This window comes from Enterococcus raffinosus (genome assembly GCF_019175485.1).
GTDB classification, from domain to species: Bacteria; Bacillota; Bacilli; order Lactobacillales; family Enterococcaceae; genus Enterococcus_A; species Enterococcus_A raffinosus.
Window position 1 is genome coordinate 2,849,651 of the sequence record NZ_CP072888.1, and the last position, 22,881, is coordinate 2,872,531.

23 protein-coding genes are annotated in these 22,881 nt (G+C 39.7%); 6 read left to right on the top strand and 17 right to left on the bottom strand.

What is annotated here, in order from left to right:
• The first annotated feature begins 1 nt into the window (after position 1).
• From J9537_RS13925 to J9537_RS13935, 3 genes are read left to right on the top strand one after another with little or no spacing between them, the layout of a single operon-like run.
• Positions 2-142: a hypothetical protein gene (locus tag J9537_RS13925; RefSeq protein ID WP_010745153.1), complete on the top strand. Its 141-nt coding sequence runs from the start codon at positions 2-4 to the stop codon at positions 140-142.
• Entirely contained in the window at positions 142-1,455 is a 1,314-nt protein-coding gene (locus J9537_RS13930) for a glycosyltransferase family 2 protein (RefSeq protein ID WP_010745152.1), read from the top strand. Before J9537_RS13925 ends, J9537_RS13930 begins: the two co-directional genes overlap by 1 nt.
• 11 nt (positions 1,456-1,466) lie before the next feature.
• Positions 1,467-2,585 carry a family 8 glycosyl hydrolase gene (locus J9537_RS13935; protein WP_010745151.1) on the top strand — a complete coding sequence of 373 codons (1,119 nt, stop codon included), beginning with the start codon at positions 1,467-1,469 and terminating at the stop codon, positions 2,583-2,585.
• A gap of 84 nt (positions 2,586-2,669) precedes the next feature.
• On the opposite strand, the gene J9537_RS13940 is transcribed toward J9537_RS13935, so the two are convergent.
• From J9537_RS13940 to J9537_RS13960, 6 genes are all read right to left on the bottom strand, one after another.
• On the bottom strand, positions 2,670-3,521 hold the full coding sequence (locus tag J9537_RS13940) for an arginase family protein (RefSeq protein WP_010745150.1): 852 nt from the start codon (positions 3,519-3,521) through the stop codon (positions 2,670-2,672).
• A gap of 89 nt (positions 3,522-3,610) precedes the next feature.
• On the bottom strand, positions 3,611-4,165 hold the full coding sequence (locus tag J9537_RS13945) for a YbhB/YbcL family Raf kinase inhibitor-like protein (RefSeq protein WP_010745149.1): 555 nt from the start codon (positions 4,163-4,165) through the stop codon (positions 3,611-3,613).
• A 17-nt stretch (positions 4,166-4,182) separates the two neighbouring features.
• Positions 4,183-4,422 carry a cyclic nucleotide-binding domain-containing protein gene (locus J9537_RS20635; protein WP_010745148.1) on the bottom strand — a complete coding sequence of 80 codons (240 nt, stop codon included), beginning with the start codon at positions 4,420-4,422 and terminating at the stop codon, positions 4,183-4,185.
• A 45-nt stretch (positions 4,423-4,467) separates the two neighbouring features.
• A complete protein-coding gene (locus J9537_RS20640; protein ID WP_010745147.1) occupies positions 4,468-4,776 on the bottom strand; it encodes a cyclic nucleotide-binding domain-containing protein in 309 nt (102 codons plus the stop codon).
• A gap of 129 nt (positions 4,777-4,905) precedes the next feature.
• Entirely contained in the window at positions 4,906-5,592 is a 687-nt protein-coding gene (locus J9537_RS13955; RefSeq protein WP_010745146.1) for a winged helix-turn-helix domain-containing protein, read from the bottom strand.
• A gap of 25 nt (positions 5,593-5,617) precedes the next feature.
• Complete coding sequence (locus tag J9537_RS13960) at positions 5,618-6,214, bottom strand: TetR/AcrR family transcriptional regulator (protein ID WP_010745145.1); 597 nt, start codon at positions 6,212-6,214, stop codon at positions 5,618-5,620.
• Positions 6,215-6,286: 72 nt separating this feature from the next.
• On the opposite strand from J9537_RS13960, the gene J9537_RS13965 reads away from it, so the two are divergent.
• A complete protein-coding gene (locus tag J9537_RS13965) occupies positions 6,287-6,892 on the top strand; it encodes a TetR/AcrR family transcriptional regulator (protein ID WP_010745144.1) in 606 nt (201 codons plus the stop codon).
• A gap of 460 nt (positions 6,893-7,352) precedes the next feature.
• Positions 7,353-8,192 (top strand): aldo/keto reductase, encoded by an 840-nt coding sequence (locus J9537_RS13970; protein ID WP_010745143.1) that lies wholly within the window; start codon positions 7,353-7,355, stop codon positions 8,190-8,192.
• Between the two features lie 101 nt (positions 8,193-8,293).
• On the opposite strand, the gene J9537_RS13975 is transcribed toward J9537_RS13970, so the two are convergent.
• The 11 genes from J9537_RS13975 to J9537_RS14025 all read right to left on the bottom strand — a co-directional run bounded on the left by J9537_RS13975 (position 8,294) and on the right by J9537_RS14025 (position 20,901).
• Positions 8,294-9,064 carry a YibE/F family protein gene (locus J9537_RS13975; RefSeq protein WP_010745142.1) on the bottom strand — a complete coding sequence of 257 codons (771 nt, stop codon included), beginning with the start codon at positions 9,062-9,064 and terminating at the stop codon, positions 8,294-8,296.
• Positions 9,061-10,104 carry a YibE/F family protein gene (locus J9537_RS13980; protein WP_010745141.1) on the bottom strand — a complete coding sequence of 348 codons (1,044 nt, stop codon included), beginning with the start codon at positions 10,102-10,104 and terminating at the stop codon, positions 9,061-9,063. Before J9537_RS13980 ends, J9537_RS13975 begins: the two co-directional genes overlap by 4 nt.
• Positions 10,105-10,270: 166 nt before the next feature.
• Positions 10,271-11,728 (bottom strand): ABC transporter ATP-binding protein, encoded by a 1,458-nt coding sequence (locus J9537_RS13985; protein WP_010745140.1) that lies wholly within the window; start codon positions 11,726-11,728, stop codon positions 10,271-10,273.
• Positions 11,729-12,421: an energy-coupling factor transporter transmembrane component T gene (locus tag J9537_RS13990; protein WP_028020044.1), complete on the bottom strand. Its 693-nt coding sequence runs from the start codon at positions 12,419-12,421 to the stop codon at positions 11,729-11,731.
• 11 nt (positions 12,422-12,432) lie between these two features.
• The gene (locus J9537_RS13995) at positions 12,433-13,038 is read right to left on the bottom strand and encodes an MptD family putative ECF transporter S component (protein ID WP_010745138.1); all 606 of its coding nucleotides are present in this window, start codon (positions 13,036-13,038) and stop codon (positions 12,433-12,435) included.
• Positions 13,039-13,061: 23 nt separating this feature from the next.
• Complete coding sequence (locus J9537_RS14000; RefSeq protein ID WP_010745137.1) at positions 13,062-14,801, bottom strand: ABC transporter ATP-binding protein; 1,740 nt, start codon at positions 14,799-14,801, stop codon at positions 13,062-13,064.
• Position 14,802: 1 nt separating this feature from the next.
• Positions 14,803-16,551, bottom strand: a complete 1,749-nt coding sequence (locus tag J9537_RS14005; RefSeq protein ID WP_010745136.1) for an ABC transporter ATP-binding protein — start codon at positions 16,549-16,551, stop codon at positions 14,803-14,805.
• 227 nt (positions 16,552-16,778) lie between these two features.
• Positions 16,779-16,895: a putative metal homeostasis protein gene (locus J9537_RS14010; RefSeq protein WP_010745135.1), complete on the bottom strand. Its 117-nt coding sequence runs from the start codon at positions 16,893-16,895 to the stop codon at positions 16,779-16,781.
• A gap of 23 nt (positions 16,896-16,918) precedes the next feature.
• Positions 16,919-18,439 (bottom strand): metal ABC transporter solute-binding protein, Zn/Mn family, encoded by a 1,521-nt coding sequence (locus J9537_RS14015; protein WP_010745134.1) that lies wholly within the window; start codon positions 18,437-18,439, stop codon positions 16,919-16,921.
• A 345-nt stretch (positions 18,440-18,784) separates the two neighbouring features.
• Complete coding sequence (locus tag J9537_RS14020; RefSeq protein WP_010745133.1) at positions 18,785-19,492, bottom strand: helix-turn-helix domain-containing protein; 708 nt, start codon at positions 19,490-19,492, stop codon at positions 18,785-18,787.
• 275 nt (positions 19,493-19,767) lie between these two features.
• Positions 19,768-20,901, bottom strand: coding sequence for a tyrosine-type recombinase/integrase (locus J9537_RS14025; RefSeq protein WP_010745132.1), 1,134 nt, complete (start codon positions 20,899-20,901; stop codon positions 19,768-19,770).
• A gap of 421 nt (positions 20,902-21,322) precedes the next feature.
• Here J9537_RS14025 and J9537_RS14030 point away from each other — a divergent pair, with 421 nt between their 5' ends.
• Positions 21,323-22,849: an AcpB/EbpR/MafR family transcriptional regulator gene (locus J9537_RS14030; RefSeq protein WP_010745131.1), complete on the top strand. Its 1,527-nt coding sequence runs from the start codon at positions 21,323-21,325 to the stop codon at positions 22,847-22,849.
• The last annotated feature ends 32 nt before the right edge of the window (positions 22,850-22,881 follow it).

Consider the following 22,881-nt stretch of genomic DNA (forward strand, 5'->3'; position numbering starts at 1 on the left):
CATGGATCAACTGCTCAGTTATTTCTTTGAAGCAAGCAAGGTTGTCACAGGAATATTTTTTATCGCTGCCATCGTATTATTCCTCTGTCTATTGATTATTAAAGATCGAATCTGGTGTTACTTTAGGAGGCGCGATTATTGATGAGTACCTTTCTATTAATCTTTGGGATCGTCTCTATTTGGTTTTCACTGATTATTACACTTGTTATTGTATTTGGTGCGGTTTATTTCTTACTGACCAATATAAAACCGCCGAAAAATCGCTTGGAGCCATTATCCTCCTATCCCCTCATCACCATTGTTGTTCCGGCCCATAATGAGGAGATCGTGATTCAGGATACAGTCAAGGCGATTCTAAGCATGAACTACCCACGAGAAAAGATGGAAATTCTCGTTTTTGCCGATAATTGCGACGATGAAACCTATGAACGCGTTCACGCCATTTTTCAGCAGCCAGAGTATGAGGGCTACTATTTAACAAAGGTGATCGATCGCAGAGGAACCGGTGGTAAAGCCGGGGTATTAAATGATTCACTCAAAATCGCCCATGGAGAGTACTTGTGCGTATATGATGCTGACGCCATGCCCGAACAAAATGCCCTATATTTTTTAGTGGAAAGAGCTTTGGAAAACCCCGAACGTTATGCGGCGGTCTTTGGAAGAAACAAAACACGAAATTACAAGCGTAATTTTTTGACCCGCTGTATCAATTTGGAGATCGTAACCAGTCAACGAATTATTCATACTGGAATGTGGCAGCTGTTCAAGATTGGTCAGATTCCCGGCACAAATTTTATTATTCAAACTGAACTGATTCGCGAATTGGGCGGTTGGGACAACGGTGCTTTGACTGAAGATACCGCCTTGAGCTTCAAAATCATGAAGGATGGAAAACTAATTGCACTAGCTTCACGAGCGGAAGCCTTTCAACAGGAGCCTGAGACCTTGTCTGTGTACTATCGCCAAAGAAAGCGGTGGGCGAAAGGTAATTATGAGGTTATTGTCAATAATATGAAGGATATCTTTGGTGCTTCCAATTGGCGTATTCGATTACAGAGTATTTATTACTTCAATACGTTTTTCTGGTTTACCAGTGCGATCCTCTTATCAAATATCATGTTTGTCGCGAATCTGATCGCAATGTTTCTCCATCTTTGGTTTCCATCTATTGAAGTCCTCTTTTCTTTTGGCGGAAGCAATCGACAGATCGGCGCTCTGCTACTGGTCAATTGGGCTTTGATGTTCTCTATTTATTTGCTTCAAGTTCAATTGGCGTTATCCAGCCAATTCGGTCAGGCAACCACCGCGAATTTCTTTTATGCCATTGCGTCCTACTTTACCTATTCTTTATTGTTTATAGGTATTTCGTTCATCGCCCTCTTTTCTTATATTGGCGATAAATTGTTTCGAAGAGACAGCAGTAAATGGTATAAAACACAACGTTTTGACGATTAGGAGGCAACATCATGCGCAGACGTCCTGCAATCATGTGGTCACTGCTAGCTTTGCTCTTCTTAGGGTATGTAGCCGCAGTGATCATTAATATAAAAGATAATCAGACTAAAGTAGAAAAAACAACCTATCAACAATGGCGATCCACCTATGTCAAAGAGAGCGACGAGGGAAATTACGTTGAAACGAGCCTAAAAGGAAAAGAAAGTATCTCGCTATCTGAAGGTCATGGCTACGGTATGTTGATCACGATGCAGGCGGCCAAACGCGGCTGGGCATCAGAAAACGAGTTTTATGATTTTTACCGCTACTATAAAAATTTCCGACTCAGCAAAGACAAGCCATTAATGAGCTGGCGGCAAAAATTTGATGAAGATACCGAGGTCAAAAAGGAAACGACCAATGCAACAGATGGGGATCTAGATATTGCCTATGCCTTAATTGAAGCAAGTAAACAATGGCCCGATAGCCATACAGACTACAAAGGGGCCGCCAAAAAACTCTTGTCCGCAATAAAGACAAGAAACTATAATTCGGACACTAAACTGTTAACAGTTGGGGATTGGGCAAAAAAGGATTCTGATTTTTATGCCCTCGTTCGTCCATCGGATATCATTCCCAGCTATTTCGATACTTTCGCAGCGTTCACCGGTGATTCTTTTTGGAAAACACTGAAAACTAATTCTATGAAGGTGTTAGAATCCCTTAGCAACCAGCACAAAACCGGCTTGATTCCTGATTTTGCTTGGGTAAAAGATGGGACTGTCACCCCAGCGAAGAAGGATCAAGTTGCTGGTGCGAATGACGGAAATTACGGAGCAAATTCCTGTCGGCTACCATGGCGATTGGCGAATTCTAATGATAAAGCTGCCAATCAAGTGCTAAGTAAGATGATGAACTTCTTTTTAGAAGAATCTACGATCACTGAAGGCTATACGCTTGCTGGAAAACCTTTGTCATCAAACAAGTCTGAGAACTTCTCTGCGCCTATTCTATATGCCGCAAAGAAAAAGGAAGCTTACGGAAACCTAGTAGATTCACAGTCTTGGGTGATTCAGAATGGTTTATCTGAAGATGACTACTACGGCGACACATTAACGACCTTAGTAACCTTGCAAATGAATCAAAAATAAAAGTGGGAGTGACAAAAATCTTGTCACTCCCTTTTTTACGAAGAAATAGTCTTCCAGAAGCAAGTTCTGTCATATCCCTTTCTCTTATCGAAAAATATCAAATTCATTCAACAGATTTTTCAAATTTTGTACGTCCCATGGCAATAGCTCAGCGATCGTCAAGCCAACGACTTCACTCTGTTCCGCGATTGCCTGCATCGTTTCCTTTACTTCCTGCAACGACATCTTGCCAGCTACCGCTCCAAACTCCGTGACGCCAGGTTCTGCAAAGTACAAGGAACGAAACTCCTTCGGATCTAACACATCTAAGTCAAAGTGAACAGCAACCTTAGTAAACTGATGCGCATTTAACCAGCTCTTAATCTCTTCTGGTGTGAGCCTCACTTGATCTTGAACCCTGTAGTCTATTCCCAATCGTTCCAGAATGTTTTTCTCATCAGCTGTTGGTTCTTGAAGCCCAACATATAGCACATCTTGTGGAGAAAACGGATGCTGGACCTTTGAGGCAAGCGCCGGATCTCCGTCCTTTAGCAGATTGCCTAAAACCATTGCATGCTCATTATAAAAGATATCCGGTGTGGAAATATCCGGATGGGCATCAATCCAAATAATTCCTAACTCCTCGCCATATTGTCCATGCAAATAATCAAAAGGCGCTTGCGAGACTAAACAATCGCCCCCCATCGTGATGATTTTGTCAGGAGCTTCTTCTTGGATCAGCGTGCTTGTTTTGTCCACGATACCCGCGACAATGCTTTGCGCGGTCACACCATTTTCCTTCACCAAAGGGATCTCATACTCAGGAACAGGCACTAAAATTTCTTCTTGCTCCAAATTTTTAGGAATGATAAACGAAAGCAGATCAGCGCCCAGGGAGTAGGTTGGATTATTGCCGCCTTGCCATTGAGGTACTTTTAACCGAAGTGTTTTAATCAAGAGGTCCTCTCCTTCACTCGTTTGTTTACTACTTCTTTCATCATACCTGTAATCAGCAAGCCGTTGCAAATTTGGCACCTTGTATGCGGTTAGTTTACGCCGTATTGGCCGATCAAGTATCCGTATTGCAGCAGGTGACCCTCCATCGCTTCCAGAAGTTCCTTTTTATTGGCTGAAGCGGGCAACTCTAAGGAAGTATCCAAAACGAAGACATTGTATTTATAGCGATGGGTGCCAAAGGGAGGCTTGGGTCCACGATACCGATGTTTTCCATAGCCTATTCCCTGGACCGCGTTTGCTAACTCTGCGACTTTCTTCCCTGCTGGGATGCCTGATGGAATTTTTTCTTGAACGGGAAGATTCCAGATCAGCCAATGATTATAGACGCCCACAAGCGGATGATCCATATCATCCATGATGACTGCTAGCGTCTCGGCGTTCTTATCCACTCCTGTTAAACACAGCTCCGGCGACAAATCCTTCCCATTACCGGTATAATTTACGGGAATCTCACCATCGTTTGCAAATGCTGGACTTGTAATGTTCAACTTCGGAATCCCTTCGATCACGATATCTTTTTGGCGTTTGACGGCTAAAGCAATTCCAATAAATAGTACGATTCCACCAAATATCCCAAGAATCATTTTGCTAGCCCACCTCATCAGTTTTCCTCTCTCAGCGTCCGACGAATGCGGCTCAATGAAACAGGGGTAACACCGATATAAGAAGCAATATGCCCATGATTTACTCGTTGATCAATATCCGGGATCTCCGCATTTAATTTTATATAACGCTCTGTCGCACTTTCCGCCAGCAAAGCGGCTTCTCGAATCAGTTTGATTCTTAACGTTTCCTCTAGAATACCGATATAAACTTGAGTCAGCAAAGGTTCTTTTTTCATCAGAGCCTGAACTCGCTCGTAATCAAAACAAACCATTTTACAGGACTACAACGCCTCAAAATTACATATGACCTGACCACTAAAAACAACATGCTGGGTACTAAAGACCTGACCGCTCTCTAAAAACTGGTGGGTCAGATCATTTCCCTGATAATCCAAATAATACTTGCGGATTAATCCATCAATCAATAAATACAATTTGTTTTCGTCGTCCCCCGCCGCAACGATTAAATCATTTGCCGCGAATTCGACAAGTTCCCCAAGAGCAGCCAATTGAGAAAGAACGTCTTCTTTGATAGTTATCTTAGTATAACGATTCGCTAACTGTTCCACTGCTTGTCTAATTTCTGTCATCGTCGGCTCCTTCCAAGTTTTTATTTATTGTACCGAGGAATGAAAGCCTTGTCATTAACATAGGATAAGACAAAAGTGGAAGCATTTGACGAAGCTGAAAGAACCCTGGAAACCTAATTCAAAGCTGCTTCAGGATATTATCGAAAAATCATTTTTATCTAGCAGCGATACCAGCATATCTCCCAACTGATAGCCTCTTCCCCACATGGTTTTTAGTTCCTTTTCATCAAAACCGACATGGACCATTTTTTCACGAATACAGCTGACCAAAAAAGAAAGCTGACAGACATTGGACGTATTCATCCCTGTGCCCCAGATTTCTTGGCAAAGTTTTTCTCTGGACAATTGCCCTCCCTTTGCCTGAGATAGATAATACAGAACCTTTCTCTCATTTTTTGTCAGTCTGGAAATGAATTTTTTGTAGGACCTGCTTGTGTCGTTTTTCATCTCACCGATTTGTTCCTTCATTTCAGCAATTTCCTCAATGAATTCTTCCATCGGCATCTGATCTGTTACCCAGCCATCAATGTGTGGAAGCATCCATTCCAAGTCAGTGCCCTTTAGCTGCTCGCTATTCCCCTTTCGTATCAGTAATAAGTCTTTTTGCTTCAAGGTGTCTAAGTGTTTAGAAAGCTCCAAACTAGAAATCGTGTCACTCACAATCGCGATAGAAAAGTAGCCCACCACCTCTGGATAAAAATCAACCTGTTCTAATAGGCTTGAGCTGCAGAAAACCTCATCATTGATTTTTTGAAGCGCAAGCTGCAGCGCTTGCTCCGCTAGAGGATTTTTAGTGATTATCAATATTTTTGCCATGGTACATCCCGCCTTCTTTTTTGTTCTATTCTGAATACAGCGCACTCAGATTCGTGATCAGTAAAACCAATATCCTATCAATAACATCACCAATATCCTCCTCAAAGTTCATCGCAAACCACTTTTCGACGATAGAAATTACACCGTTTGTCATAAACAACGAATAGTATTCAATTCTAGCCTTTTCTACCGATTGATAGAAACGTTGAGGCAGCGCCTGAACAAAATGATCGTGATAATTTTTTTGCAAGATCTTGCTGAAATTAAGCTTTTCATGATCCATGCTGTAAAAGGCCAATACTAGCTTCTTATTACAATAAAAATAGTCGAGGATTTTATATGTATAGGGGTATAATGCTTGATATGTATCCTTTTTCTTGCTAATGTTCATTCGTTCCAGTAGTCCCTGATCCCCTTTTAACAGCGCATTAAAGGTCTCCAAAAACTGATCCAATAGTTCATTCAGCAGCGCATCTTTATTTTTGAAATAGTTATAGAAGGTAACTCTGCTAACATATGCATTTTCAACAATCTCATTGACGGTAATCTCTTCATACTTCGCCACGGTCAATAGCTCTAAAAAAGCATCAAAAATACTCTTTTTTACAAGATTTTTGTTCAAAGCATTGTTTTCTCCTTTCCCTATTTGGCTCAGCTTTCAAATCAAGTTACAATCGCATTAGGAGGTGTAGCTATGTTCGATGAAAAACGTTCTCTGATTGAAAAAGCTTTTCTAGAGCTGTTGTGTTCCAATACATTTAAAAGCATCCGAGTCAATGACATTGCAGCGAAAGCGGGTGTCAGCCGCGTTACCTTTTATAAAAAATTTCAAAATAAGGAAGATTTGTTAGATAGTATTGTTGAAGAATTTTTAGCAGAATTAACCGTCGTTTTTCAATCAAATGTGAATTTTTACGATAAGGCGGGAGTTCCCAGTGTCGAGCGAATCCATTCAAATCTGGTTATACGAATTGAAAATGTGATCGACTTTTTTTGGGAAAATCGTGAAGAAATAAAAATTCTCACTTCAAAAAATAGCGAGATCGACTTGTTGCAGCATATAAGGACGCTCTTCAATAAATACTTCAAAGGAAATCTTCCATTAATCTTCTCAGTCAATTTTGACCCGTATACGTTGAATCAATATTTAGATTATTTATCAAAAGGCAGTTACTTAATTGTTGGTACTTGGATTCGCAAAAATTTTGAAGAAAGTCCTGAGGAAATCACAGAAATCTTAGTCAACGCCTCATTGCCTATCTTTCTTGAGCTTTATCAGAAAAAAGGACTAGAACATTAACGAATTTTTGTTTAAAACAGTTCCATCACTTTATATATTCAACACTATTTTTTATAAATACCACGCCATCATATTTGAAACATGCTTAAAAACCAAATTTATTGCTCGCTTTAAACAATAAACTAAAAAATAAGATTGGATTTTTTACATTGGCGACAATAATATTTACTTGTTGCAAATTTAGATAAGTTATCTTTATATTTATTAGAACTCTTTAACAAATTAACATTTCAAAACTATTTTTAGGTTTACAAAAATAGACCGTATGTTAATAAATTTTCCTATCCGCTTTAAATTACAAACGTTATTTAAAACGGATGAACGATCGAAATTTTTCTTCGCACTTACCCATCTCACACAAAGCTTACCTTTTTGTATCTATGGCACTTTAAAGTACGTACTATACATTTCCCTATCCTCCTCATATACTGGTGTTCTGAAACTTATAGGAGGGACTCATATGATACATTCATTGAAGGAAAACGTACGATTAAACAACGGAACAGAAATTCCAGGATTGGGACTAGGCGTCTTTCAAATTCCTGATGAAGACACTGCTGAGGTCGTGAAAAATGGGATCATCAACGGCTATCGCTTGATTGATACCGCTCAAATTTATGGAAATGAAACGGGGACTGGGCTTGGGATCAAAGAAGGCTTAGCCGCAACAGGACTAAGCCGAGAAGAGTTGTTCGTTACCTCAAAGGTGTGGAATAATCACCTAACCTATGAGGAAACAATGAAGGCCTTTGAGGAGACCCTTGACCGTTTATCATTGGATTATTTAGATCTATACCTGATCCATTGGCCGGGCAATAATGCATTCAAAGAATCTTGGCAAGCAATGGAAGAGCTGTACGAAGCAGGGAAAATCAGAGCCATCGGTGTCAGCAACTTCGAGATTCATCATTTAGAGGACCTGTTGTCCTATGCGAAGGTCGTTCCTGTCATTAACCAAGTGGAGCTCCATCCAAAATTATCTCAGCAAGCTTTGCGAGATTTTTGTGAAAAGCACAACATCAAAGTTCAGGCGTGGTCGCCTTTAATGCAAGGAAAATTATTAACAGAGCCTGCCATTGTGGAAATCGCTGAAAAGCATCAAAAAACACCCCCACAGGTCATTCTGCGATGGGATATTCAACAAGATATTTTACTCGTAGTAAAATCCGTTCATGAACAACGAATGCAAAGCAATGTGGCTGTTTTTGATTTTGAATTAGACGATACCGATATGTCTCGTTTGAATAAACTGAACGAATCATTGCGCAGCGGCCCTGATCCTGAGACTTTTGATTTTTAGTGGTTAATCAGCTAGTTATAACTCTTCCATGGGTAAACTTATTTTCGAACGGTTATTGAGGAGAATGGAATAAGCGATTAAGGCAGATCAGCCTTAATCGCTTATCGTTCTTTTGTTTTTAAATAGTGGTTGAAAAAAATATAGCTGGAGAAAAACGAAGCGATGGGCAGAATAACCACCGCAGCCATCCCCGTCAGCAAACTAATTAACAGCTCCCCAACAAAAGCTTTAGAATTAATGATCTCAAGAAAAGAGTAATTCAAATCCTGAATCCAAATAATCAAGGCCAAGCTCGAGCCCATAAACGCAAATAGCAACGTGTTGATCGTCGAGCTGAAGATCTCATGCACGACAGTCATGCTGGAATGCAATAATTCCTTAAAGGTCCGATTTCCAGTGCGTCGATAAATTTCATAGGTTGAACTGCTGACCGCAATGCTGCTGTCGATCACCGCCCCCGAAAAACTCATTAGAATGATCGAAAGATTCAATTCTGAAAAAGGAACAGCCACCGAGAGATCCATCATTTGTAATTCATCTAGCTCCTCTAATGCAAACCCATGTACCTTAACCAGCTGGATCAGCGGCAGGGTGATTAGGGTGAAGGCGATCAAGAAGAACAGCACACAGAGAAATGCAGCTTTTGTTTTTTGATTGACGTCATTGATATAAAACAATGTCACGACTGTTACACCCAAAAAGATCAAAAAAGTGATCGGATATACCGGAAATCCTTTACTCAATAAATAAAGCAGTAAAATGAACAAACAAAAATTGGCAAAGGTCCCTGTAATCATGTAAATCGAATTCTTTTTAAAGAGCACCACCATCAACGCCAGCAGAATCAAAGTAAGGCAGATCAAGACACTCATCGCAACGCCCTCCCCTTCATTTTCTCCGCCACGCTAAACGCCAGTAACGCAGCCGGAACAGACAAAACGATGGCAAATCCGCCACACAGCGTTCGTAGGATTTCTAATGACAAATGCATTCCTAAAACCTCAGAGAAATTCCAGCCATTTGCCATATAGAAGACCACGGAAGGAATCGCTCCGCTAAGATAAGCGAACATCAAGACATTGATCATCGATGAGGCGGTATCCTGAGCGATCTTCCTACCAGACTGGAGTAATTTCTTCATTGAAAGCTGATCATTTTGCGCCCGAATCTCATCTAAAGCAGAAATGATCGTTACGACATTATCCATGCTGGCACCAATCGCTCCAATCAGTAAGCCAGCTAAGAATACCGAGCGGTAGGGACGGGTGATAAATTGCATCTCTTCATAGCGTAAGCCTTCATCCTTCAATAAATTCATCGCGATTACGCAAATTAAAAACGCGAGAAAAACACTCACTAATGTCCCAAAGAGCTTCCGTCCGTCGAGTTTTTTAAAGCCATAGGATGTGCCCATTGCCACAAAAACTGCGATCACTGTGTAAATACTCATGAGAAGCATCAAGGATAAGCCGTTATTTTGTTGATTGAACCAAAGAAAAAAGAGCAGCAGAGCACTGTTTAAGGCTAAGCCGATCAAAGAACGAAGGCCTTTTTTCCCGCTGATGAATAGTACAATCAAAATAAACAAACCAAGTAAAATGAAGACATAGCCATCTCTTTTCAATGCTAAAACGCGCCAATAATTATCAGATTTTTGCAAAATCAATTGATTGCCTTTGCGATACAAAGGCGAGACACTCTCATTTTCATAGTACGTTGTTTCTAACGTTACTGTCCCCTTCTCGTTCAACAGTTTTCCTTTTATTTTCTGTGTATTTGAAGCGGTGTTCACCGTTACTTCCTCGACACGCAGCACGGGTTCTGAATAGAACACGCTGCTCTTTGTTTGGATGAAAAAGCCTAGCAGGATAATGGCGAACAAAGCGATTATATAGGTTAGAATTTTTTTCACTCAGGACCTCCTCGTAATAACTGATTCTTCTATAATACCATCCACTAATAAATTTGGTCGTACCTATAATCATTCCTTATAAATTTTTAGTGGTTGCGTATAGTCCCATAAATAAAAAACTTCAAGCTGATAAAAGAGAAACTCTTGATTACTAGCTTGAAGTCAACTATTTAAAAAATGCCAAGTTTGACGAATGAACGTCCTTAACGCCAGCGGTTCCTAATTGAAACGTACTCTGCTCAAATCCTTTAGCGAATTCAAAGTCGTGGGTAATAATTACAAAGGTAATCCCTTTACTGGCTGAATCAGTGATCAATTGCTGTACCCGTCGCATATTCCCTGCATCTAATCCTGAGGTAGGTTCATCTAAAATCAGCAGCTCCGGTTCTCGCATCAATCCAACTGCGAAAACCAAACGTTGCTTTTGACCACCAGACAACGTCGCAGGATGTTGGTCTTTATATTGTAATAAGCCCAATTCCTGCAACAGTCTTTCCGCCTTCACCACATCTGTCTCCAGCTTTTTCGTCCCCAATAGTAATTCATTCAACACACTATCAGAAAATAGCTGATAATCAGCATCCTGCAGAACAAACCAACATTTCTCCCGCCGTTCCTTAACAGATAACGGTTGACCATTCATGCAGATTGTCCCGTTCTGCTCTTTATTTAACCCGCATAATGTCCGCGCTAACGTCGTTTTCCCCAGCCCATTTTCACCTGTAATCAATACGATTTCACCTTTGGTCAAGTGTAAATTCAATTTTTCAATAAGACTGGGGGCCAATCGATGGTAGCCAACGGATAAATCATTTACCGCTATAAAAGCTGCCTCATTCTTAGGTTTCTCTTCCCTTAGCAGATTTGATACACAAACCTCCTGCTTTTCGCGAATATCAAAGGACTGTAATGTCGTTTGTGATAAACAACGAAACTCATCGATTGACCATTGTGCCGCTATCTCTCCTTTAGACATATAGACAATTCGGTCGACCACCTCCATTAAATAATGGATTCGATGATCCGCAACGACGATAGTCTTCCCTGCTTGCTTCAACTGTTTTAATGTTCTCGCTAACTGTGTATTCCCTTGATTATCCAGATTAGCCGATGGCTCATCCAGCACAAAGATTTCAGGTGAATGCACTTCAACAGCCGCCATCGCTACTTTTTGTTTCTCCCCGCTAGAAAGCTGCGCCAATTTTCGTTTTTTCAATCCCTCCATCTGATTGACCTGCAAAACCTCCTCTATTCGCCGTGTAATTTGATTTGCTTCCAGCTGATAATTCTCCGAAGCAAACGCCAACTCATCTAGTACATTCGCAGTAAAGAATTGTGAACGAGCATCTTGGAAGACACTTCCCACGTATTTTCCGTATTCCCAATCTGCTAACGTCCCTGCATTTTTTTCGTTCAAATAAAGTTCGCCAGTCAACTCTCCTTCATAATAATGTGGGATCAACCCATTGATCAGACGTGTTAACGTCGTTTTCCCACAACCTGACGCACCGGTTATTAATACACATTCACCTTTTTTTATTTCTAAGGAGAGATTCTTTAGCAACGGTTGCCCTGTATCATAAGTAAAACGAATATCTTTTAATTCTATCGCTTTTTTTACCATTTAAACCTCCAAAAACTTAAATGAAAAAATGAAAACCACATAGCTGAAAAAGAATAGAACAAGAACCAAATCACGAACCGTGAAACCTGTCTGGTAAATTGAGGTTCGTTTTCCTGGACAATCAATGCCTTTTGTCATTGCCGAAGCAGTTAATTCATCTGTGATTTTCATCGTACGCATCATGAGTGGCACAAAGGTATATTCAAATGCACGTAATGGCCGCAACCAGTTCTTTGGTTGCGAATAGGACAGTCCACGCAAACGCGCAGACATTTGGATGGTGTCATTCTCTAATTTAATGATTGGAAAGAAGCGCAGCGTTACGACTACTGTGAGTATCAGATTTTTCGGCAGCTTCAATAGCTGCAATGCAGCCATCAATCGACCGGTCGGCACCTCTTGCAGCACTCGCGCCATCGTAATGATCGGTCCAAATCTTAAAATTAGAAAGCATAGCAGGCCTAGAAATTTTATCCACTGCTGATCGGTTATTAATAGATAATCGTAAAAACCAAGCGTGACTGCCATGACTACACCTATTTTAATAGCCGTTCGAAATAGACCTGCGTATACTAAATAGCATAAAGCAAACACATTCAATAAAATCAATTGATCCATTTGCGCAAAGAATACTAGAATACTTTGGACAATCAATAATAAAAATTGGATTCTGGGATCGATCTTTTTTTTCATTCGATTCTCCTTTAAGCGGACTTAATCACACCAGCCTTAATAAAATGCTTGTTCAATAATTTATACCCAAAAACACAACCTAAACAGCTCGCCGCAATGAGCGCGACCACGGATACTGTGATCCAAAACGGTGAGGTCATATATTCCATATAACTCGCTGTATAGCCAGTATCTTCTATCATTGAGAAATAGAAATCCGCTGAAATGGCCAAGATAAGGTAATTTGAGAATCCGTAGATCAGATTGTAAATCGTGAAAGCAATGGTTTGTGGTCCTAATTTTCGATAGCCCTTCGTTTTAATCAATACGAGTTCACCAAGCAGCCCGCCAATTATCGTAATCGGCAAAAGATAAAAAGTGCCCATGATGGCGTAAACCAATCCATTGATTACGCCAAAAAGAAACAAGGTGCCCCTTTTGCCAACTTTAAAAGCCATTAATAAATAAACTGGGCAGGTAAAGAATAAGACAAAGGCGGTCGCATAAGGATAGAACCACGCTAAGAATGGCATCGTCGCTACCGATAAGATCATCATTACTACAAATTCAACAACCGTATACAAACCAATCGTTAAATAGTCCTTCGAAATAAGTTTATCCGTTCTTTTCTTTTTCATTTTGTACTCCTTTTTTGATTGGTTTAATTCTTGCTAAATTTCCAAGTGGTCGCTTCATTTTGCATGTCCACTAATTTATGGTAAAGCTCGCATGTTTGGTAAAGCTCCTGATGCTTCCCTTTCGCCGCAATGTTCCCTTTTTCCAAGACCACAATTTGATCTGCGTTCATTACAGTTTTCAACCGATGGGCGATAACAACAACCGTTTTATCCGCTACGAGATTTTTGATTGCTCGCTGTACCCCAGCTTCATTTTCTAAATCCAATGCGGCTGTGGCTTCATCGAGTAAGATGATCTCAGACTTTTTAATAAACGCACGGGCGATACTGATTCGTTGCTTCTCCCCACCAGACAAGGTAGAGCCCCCTTCGCCAACAAGTGTGTCATACCCGTCAGGCAGACTGCTGATGAATTCATGGCAATGCGCTTTTTTGGCTGCTTCGACCACCTCTTCAAAGCTTGCCGCTTGATTCCCCACTCGAATATTATTTAAGATCGTATCCTTAAATAAATACACATCTTGAAACACCATCGATAAATGACTGTACAAATTCTCTGGATTCACCGTTTTCAGATCTTTCCCGCCAATCTCAATCGTCCCTTCCTGCACATCATAAAAACGAGCCAATAATTTCACGATGGTGGATTTTCCACTGCCGGACGGTCCCACTAACGCCGTTAACGTTCTAGGCTGAATTTTGAGATTGATGTTTTGCAATACCGGTTCTTCTTTATAAGAAAAACCAACATTTTTAAAACAAATCGTATAATCGTCGTTAAGGCTTTTCTTCCCTTGAACCTCAGGCTGATTTCTAATCTCCATGATTCGCTCCCCACTGATCAATGCATAACGCATCTCTGTGTAATTGATCATTAACGTAGTAAAGGGATCATAAATTCGACTAGCAACCACAATAAATACCAAGAATACCGATTCGACAAGACTCCGCTGGGCCAAAAGGTAGGAGCCGATGAAGACCAAGATAGGCAGTCCCATTCGCAAGAGTGAAATAGCCACCATGACAACTGGACCTAATGCCCCTTCAATTCGAATAGATTCCTTGCGCAACGTATCAAAAGCTTTTTGAATTCTAGCAAATTGCTGTCCGCCTAATGAATAGGCTTTAATTTCTTTGATTCCTTGCAGGTATTCTTGTAAACGAGAAGCACTTTCCACTTTTGCTTGAATATGTCGGCCACCTAGCTTGTTCATTAAAATATTTGATCCTTTGACCACCAATAAGACAATGGGCAGCATTGCGTACAAGCATAAGGTCATACGCCAATCAATCAGACATAAGGAAACAAAAGCCAGTACTAATAAGATGCTGGCCCCAAGTGCTTGAGGAACAAGATGGGAGACAGCACTTTCTAGCAAGGTATAATCTCCCAACATCATCGTAGTTAAATCACCAGGGTCGCGGCTGTCTAAAAAGCCTAGGGATAATTTGCGCAGATGATTGGCCAGTTTCGTCCGTCCCTTTTCAGAAACGTCATATGCGGCCGTATATTGTTTTTCATAAGCAATCGTCGAAATTAACACCTGCAGCGCAAACCACACAACGCTAGCCAAAATTAAATAAAGATACAAACGTGTATTTAATGGACGCTCCTGCTGATAGGATTCAAACAATTCGAAAATCCCATAAAAAGCGATGACTGCCGGTAATAACCGAGCGGTGGATTCCAATGTTGCCCAAAAAGTAGACTGGATCAATTTTCTCGGCTCACCTGAGGTAATATTATAAATTGCTTCTTTCATCCTACTTTACCTCCCAATCTTTGGTTTCTTCATTGATTTTCCATAATTTTTGATAGAGCGGATTCTTTACCAGCAACTCGTCGTGTGTGCCGGTCGCTTGAATTTCGCCTTTATCACAAACCAGAATTTGATCAACATGCTGAATTGTCCAAAGTCGATGGGCAATGATTAAGACCGTTTTCCCCTTCACAAGCTCGCTGATTGCCTGCTGAATATATACTTCGTTTTCAGCATCAGCATAGGCAGTCGCTTCATCCAGAACCAATATTGGCGAATTTTTCAATAGTGCCCGCGCAATCGAAATCCGTTGCGCTTCTCCTTTAGATAAGAAAACGCCTTGTTCCCCAATCATCGTGTCATACCCCTTAGGCAGTTCGCGAATGAATTCGTCACAACGAGCCATTTTAGCCACCCAGCGAACTTCTTCTAAATTCGCTTTTTGATTTCCCATGCGAATATTGGCTTCAACGGTATCATTGAACAAGGTGACATCTTGAAAGACAAAGGACACATTTTGCATTAATGTATCGATCGTTACCTCACGAATATCCGTCCCACCGATGGTTATCGTCCCCTCCGCTGGTTCATAGAAACGCAGCAGCAGTTGAGCAATTGTACTTTTCCCGCCACCTGAAGGTCCCACTAACGCATTCATTGTATTCGGCTTTAATTCAAAGCTAACATTCTTCAAGACCGAATTTCCCTCTGTATAGGCGAATGAAACTTTGTTAAAAACAATGCTGTTTCCAGAAAAATTAGTAGCATTTGCTTTTTCTTTCACTGGCAACTCAGCAAAAATTTCATCAACACGCTTGACTCCCTCATTCACATTGCTGAAGGTTGAAGCCGCGTACATCAGTTTCATAAACGGACCCGTCGTACCTGAAGCTAAAATGATAAACAGCATAACCGTTAGCGATAATGTTTTATCTTGAGGACTCTGACTAATCAAAAACGCTCCAAATGGCATGACAAACAAAACAACAGATGTTATTAAAGTAGTAAATAAGACATAGCCTGAGCGAAATCCATTAGACCAATCCATCACTAAGCTTCGATAATCTTTGATACTTTGATGGAATCGTTTAAAGTTTCCCACAGAAAGCCCAAAAACCTTAACAGCAGGCATTGCACGAACATATTCAACACCGTTACTGTTCATTGCTTCTAGTGCATCGTGATACTCCTTCACTTTGTTGTTCTTCATGGTTGTTCCCATTAAGTAAGAATAAATACCAACTGCTAGAAAAAGCGGAACTAGTGACATCAAACCTAAACGCCAATCAATCGTCAACATCAAACCGATATAGATCAATGGAAAAATTAACGCTGAAACAATATCCGGAATTTGATGCGCAATAAAGGACTCCATTTTTTCGACACATTGGTCGATAATTTTCATAAGCTGACCGCTAGATTTTTTTGTAAAATACCCCATTGAAACTTTGGACAAATGCTGTAGGATATCCATACGAATCTCATACAAAATATCAAACGCTGCAACATGGGAACACATAGATGAACCATACAAAAATATGACTCCAGCCAAAACACTTCCCATTGAAACCAGACTCCAATGAATCAATCCACCAGCTGAATAATCCCCAATCATCAATAATTCAATAATCTTATAAATACAATAAAACGGGATGAATTGTACCACTGTTGATATAGTCGCCAAAACTCCCGATAACGTCAGTAAACCCTTCTTTTTTTTGATGTATCTTATCAAGACCGATTCACTCTTCATTTGTCTAACTCCTTCCTTGCCCCTCATTTACTAAACAAAAAAATGCTCTGACGAATCTTAAGTGATAATGAGATTCATTCTCATTTAAACATTTTTTCTGGTTTTTTTCAATAAAATTTTACAGTTTATTGACGAATCCCAAGCTTTAATCAAGAGAAGCAGTTTCTTCTAAGTCCGCTTATCATTGAAAAACTCCTAGACAAATAGATGCCTAGGAGATGGTTAGTTTATTTTGTGGTTCGATTACGTTTGTCTGCCTTGATGATTTTTAACGCCCGCTTGCGTGTTTTGATATTTGGGCTTTTTAAGCGACGATAAGCACTAGCTCGATCTGTTTTTTCCATGAGTCCTCTCCTTCTTCCTTCAATTAATGGGCCAGCATTTCCTGAGCGATCGTGTGTCCACTCATTTTCACTGGGTAATAAGTCGGCCAATTGTCCATTTCCTCCAGCAGAGCCTTCTGACTCTCGCCACCGAAATAAATATGAAAATGCGCGGCTTTGGCTGGAGCTATTCCGTGATCGCTGAATTGCACATATTTGTAGTTTCCAGCATCTGGATCTTTTGTTTCAAAGGTAAAACGAACGCCGCGATTGCCCTTTTCATAGGTTAGAATTTCGTACCCCTTGTACTCATACGTGTATTTGTGGTGTTTGCCATCAACGATAAAATCGATTTGCTTGTCTGTGATTTTGATTTCATTGACATCCGTTTTATAGCCTGTTTCATAATAAGATTTGTATTCTGCGGCTGTTTTATCCTTCTTTATTTTTGCTTTGTAATCAAAAACCTGATCTAAGGCTCCCTCTTGCAATAACGGATAAACCGATTGCCAATCACCGGCATAATCCGATAATTTCCGATCCTTCACCTGAGAATCCTTGAAATAACCGTTATAGATCGTTTGCTCTGTCTCTGCTTGCGCTTCCGGTTTAATCTCTTTTCCCGCCACATCTGTGGTCTTCTTCAAGGCAGATAAATTTTCCTTCATAACAGAAATGTAGTCCTCGCCGGCGTCCATTTGTTTCTTCGTTAAGCTCTCTAACGGATTAAGTACTTCTAAGTTCACTTTGGTTTCATCCGCAAGGGTTTTGGCTGCTTTTCCTTGATTATTATTTTCAAAATAAATGTATCTTATGTCATTGTCTTCAACATAATGCTTCAATTCTGCAATACGTGACGGGTCTGGCTCCTGATCGGGGTTGATTCCCGAGATCCCCACCTGATTCAACCCATAATCCAAGGCTAAATAACCAAAGGCTGTATGCTGCGTGACAAAGTTTTTTTGTTTTGCTGCTTTTAACGTGTCAGAGTACTCTTTATCCAACGTCTCAAGCTTGGCTAAATAGGCCTTCGCATTTTTTTCAAAATCTGTTTTCTTTTCTGGATATAATTTGACTAATTGATTTTTGATTGACGTTACTTCCTTGATCGCTCGATGGGGAGATACCCACGTGTGAGGATCATAGTCATGATGATGCCCCTCTTCATGGCTGTGGTCATGCTCTTCTTCGCCTCCTGGCAGTAGAAGCATGTCCTTTGTTCCCTCGATAACATTTGGCTCTCCTTTTTTCCAAGATTTCACAGCACTTGGTACCCAAGCTTCCATGTTTTCGTTGTGATAAACAAATACATCCGCATCCGTAATCTTCGCCATGTCTTTAGCGGAAGGCTCGTAATCATGCGGCTCCGAGCCAGCAGGCATTAATAAACTTACCTCACCAGCATCTCCAACAATGTTTTTCGTAAAGTCATACATTGGATAAAATGTCGCAACAATTTGTAATTTCTTGTCTTTGTTTTCCGAAGCCGCTTGATTGTCCTTACAAGCACCCAGACCAACTAACGCTAATAAACTAATCAATGCCATGCCTATCTTTTTCTTCATTTGGATCTCTTCCCCTATTCCTACGCAAATTTTTCCTGTTTTCATCCTTCACGTTTATTAAAAAACACTCTTTTTATTTTTGACCTTCATTCTTATTCAGTCATTGAACCAACGCCAAAAAAAATTCTAATATCCCTCCTATTTGAAGATCGAAATAGTATTGATTTAATCATTACTATTTGCGTCACCCAAATCGTAATCGTTACGATTCAACAGAAATACTTTATCATTGCATAAAAAGCGTGTCAAGATAAAATAACATGAAATTCCATTCATGTGATCACGGACTCATACAAAAACCCACGTCCAACATAGACGTGGGTAGCTTATTCTCAAAGTTTAATACTAATATTTTTCTTCTTTACTATTTTCCAGTAATAGACGATACCCTTTTCCCCAAATGGTTTCTAAGGACTCTTCGTCGATACCAACACTTTTCAGTTTGCCTTTAATCCGTTTTACCAAAACAGACAGTTGCGCGAGGTACGAATGATTAGGAGCTTTCTCCCAAATATATAAACACATCTCCGTTCGTGACACGATCGCGCCATTTGCCTCCATTAACTTTTGAAAAAATTTCCATTCTCGGTTCGTCAATTTCCGCAGAAAGACTTGAAGGTTTTTTTTCTGCAATTCTTCGCTTGTCTGTAGCAATGAACTCACCTGTGAATTCTTTTGGTGGTCCAGTGTCGTAAATTGGGTAGATAAGCTTTCCCTTAAACGATCACTGCTTTGACTATCACTGATCCATCCGCAAAAACCAATCTTTCGAATATTCTCTTCTTCCTGTTCAGTCGGGTCCCTGTCTAGCTTACGAAAACAGGGAATCTGCTGTTCAAGAGTTGAAATAATGCTCTCTGCTTCCCTGTCTGTAATCGTCCCATTCAAAATAACTCCCTGAAAATTTTCCTTAACTTCTTTAATGTTAAGCCTTTGATACAGTTTGCGCAGAAACGTTTCTGAGCAAAACACTTCATAGCCAAGTTCTTGCAAACGCGCCTGAATGGTCTGTTCTACGAGTAGATTTTTTGTCAAAATTAATAATGGTTTCATCTTTTTTCTCCCCTTTATTGAGTGTTCAAGTGACTATAGACTTAGAAAACCTCTCTATTTTTAAAGATCTCTTTTGTTTTATTCTTTCAATACAATTTATTTGTCAGCACATAAAAATTCTCCTATAATTGCATTCCATGACGGATATTTTTTTCTTATTAGATTACCTAACAAGAAAAAAAGCTGTTATCCATTGTGGCTGTTAGTGTTATTTAGACTCATGACGCTTCTATTGACGGCGAATAGATAGAAAAAAAGAAAGTTCGCAATCGAACTTAGCTAACCGATGCGTAACTTTCTTCAAAAAGTAAATCAAGCGTTCCAACTGCTTCTCGTCGTTTTTCCATCATCGAATCAGTGTATGTATCCAACGTCAGTTTAATGGACGAGTGTCCCATCAACCGGCTAACACTCGCGATATCCACACCATTTTCCACACAGCGCGTTGCAAAGGTATGACGCAGCGTATGAAAATGAAACTTCTCCAAATCTGTCCCTGCCAAAACTTTTTTAAAGCGATAATTCACTGTCCGGGGTTCCACCCGTTTCCCTTGATTATTTACAATATAATTGGAGCGGTTTGATTCTTTCAATTGAAGCAGATATGTACATAGATGATTGGTCATAGGTATGAAGCGATTGGATTCGGCTGTTTTCGGATGATCCTCCACAACAACCGTTCGTTTTTCCAGCGCATTCTCATCTGTTACTCGCATCACTGTGCGTTGGACATGGATCAAACGTGTCTCGAAATCAATATCTGACCATTTTAGCCCACAGATTTCTCCGATTCGCATCCCTGTATACAAAGCAAGAATGACTGAAACTCCCTCCGGATCAGCAAAAAACAATCGCTCCATCTTCTTTTGTTCAGCAATCGTTAATGCATGCACCCGTTTATTGGGTTTCTTTGGCAATAGAACATAGTGACAAGGATTCTCGGATAAACAGCCTTCTTGGACAGCGATTTTCAACAGGCTATTCAGAATCGTATAAATCAAATGAACAGTACCTACAGCCAGCTGCTTTTCACGCAACATTTCAATTACAGTTTGAACGTTTTTCTGCGTTAGGTCCTTCATTTTTATGGACCCGATCGCTGGAAATACATGATTTTTTAAAAGTCGAGAGTAGTTGTAATAGGTGGAGGGCTTGACCTCCTTTTTTATTTTGGTTGTCATGCATTCGCGTATCCAACTATCTAACCGCTCATAGCTTTTCTCACTTTTGATCAATGTCTTTTCTAAGTGTTTAGCCTTTACAACTAATAGTCGTTCTTTCACATCTTTATAGGTTTTTCCATAGAGGTATCCGTAGGAAATTTTATTATTCGCGTCGCGATTTTTGATGAAACGACCTTCCCAGCGACCATCTTTTCGTTTATAAATATTTTCACCTTTACGAGGCATTGCTCAGGCTCCTTTCTGACGGAGATTTTGACGGCTTATTTTTTTACTAATTTAAAGGCGTCCTATTAAGGTTTTCTGCTTATTTAAAAGGCCTCTTTTCTTAATATCCCGTTATACACAGAAACAATTCATTTTTTTAACTATAAAAACAACATTTTGATTTTGACTTTCAGCTTATTTTTATTTATCGTTAAGTTGAAAATAAATGTTTTGCTTTTAATATAATCAAATCACCTATTTTTCTTGTTAGGTAATCTAATAAGAAAAGTAGGCTTTTTTTCTAGCAAAAGTATAGCAAACCAAGATCCGCTTTTTTTTCTATTCTGGCAGGATAAAGTCGTCAATTTTGAGCAGAATGATCGTTTGTTTCTGGTTTTTATCGTACGGATGATATACTCTTCTTGAAAAGAGGTGGCTGATTTTGGATTACGAACTGTTCGAAACCCATATAAAAACAAAACTTGAATTGTTAGACGTTCTCTATGAAGCCGAAGCTGGGGTACGAATCTCGACATTGGCGATAAAACTTGGAACTGGTGAAAAGAATGTCGTCAAATATATGGAGGATTTACAAGAAGACCTGGCACAATTTCATATCGTAGAAGATGGAGAGGCTGAAATTGATTTTTTTAAAGGGAAGGGATACTCCTTCAATGGGAATGAGCTTGATTATAAAAAATTGGCGCTATTTATTTTGAATCAATCTATGAATTTTTCATTGCTGAGAAATTTATTCCTTAATCACGATGTAGATACGAGAAACATTCTTGATAATTATTATATTAGTGAAAGTACGTTAAGAAGAAAGATAGCGGCGATCAATCACTACGTCTCATCCTATGGTCTCTCGCTAAAGCATAATAGAGGGCGATTAATAATGGTGGGAAAAGAGATGACGATCCGCTATTTTGGATACCGCTTTTTCTGGAGATTTTATACAGGAGTTTCTTGGCCGTTCCCTGCCATTGATCAAAGAAAAATTTTGCCTCTTGTAAAGCTAGCGCTTGAAAATTACAAATTGGCTCAAAAAAATGCATTGATCCAAGAGTTCTCTTACTTTTTTGCTCTAAACGTCACCCGTTTCCATAACAAATACCCTATACCAGCTGAAGCATTGCCTGACTATATCAGAGAAATCAATCATCAATTACTCTTTCCCCGTTCTTCTTTTTATCAAGAATTTCAACAAAGCTTTCATGTAACAGATGATGAAGTAGAGTTTACTGGCTTGCTCTTTCAATGTCGCGTCCAATTTTATATGCAGGATAACAAGTTGCGAGAAGCACTTCTTATACATCAGCAGTTTAATACAAGTATTTATGAGCTATATACACTATTTATACAACTTACAGATATCATGTATACTCCGGTAGAAACGCAATTAAACTTGAATTTCTGTCATGCATTGATACTATCTGCTCACTTACATTCGATGTTTTTTGAAAGCTTCATTACTGTTGCTTCAGGCTATGACCTTTCTTTTTTCTATCAAAAGAATTATCCCCACCTTTTTGAATACATGCGCGGGATTCTTCAAAAGATGAAGCAACAATCTTCTTCACCCATTCTTGAAAATGAAGCTTTTCTTTTGCCTAGGTATTGCGAGGCTTTCTCAGCTATCAATATTTTTACTAAATTTGAACCTAAAATCGTAGTCAAAATTGATACCAATTTGACGATGGCATTGGAATATATATTGGCTCAAAAGTTGGAACAGATATTCAAAAATTTTTATAACATCCGATTTATTTCTTTCATTGAAATTGATCAATCAGCCGAGGAACATTATGACATTATTCTCTCTTCTGTCATTCAAGACGTTGAAGGTAGTCAGTATAAAGGGATTCCTTTGTATACCTTCCGGCCGCAACTTGCGGTTTCCGATATCACAAAGATCCATCAAATTTTAGAAAACTATGTGACCAACTACAATAAAAAGAAGCAGTAGCCCTCCTACCTAATGAGCCTACTGCTTCTCTT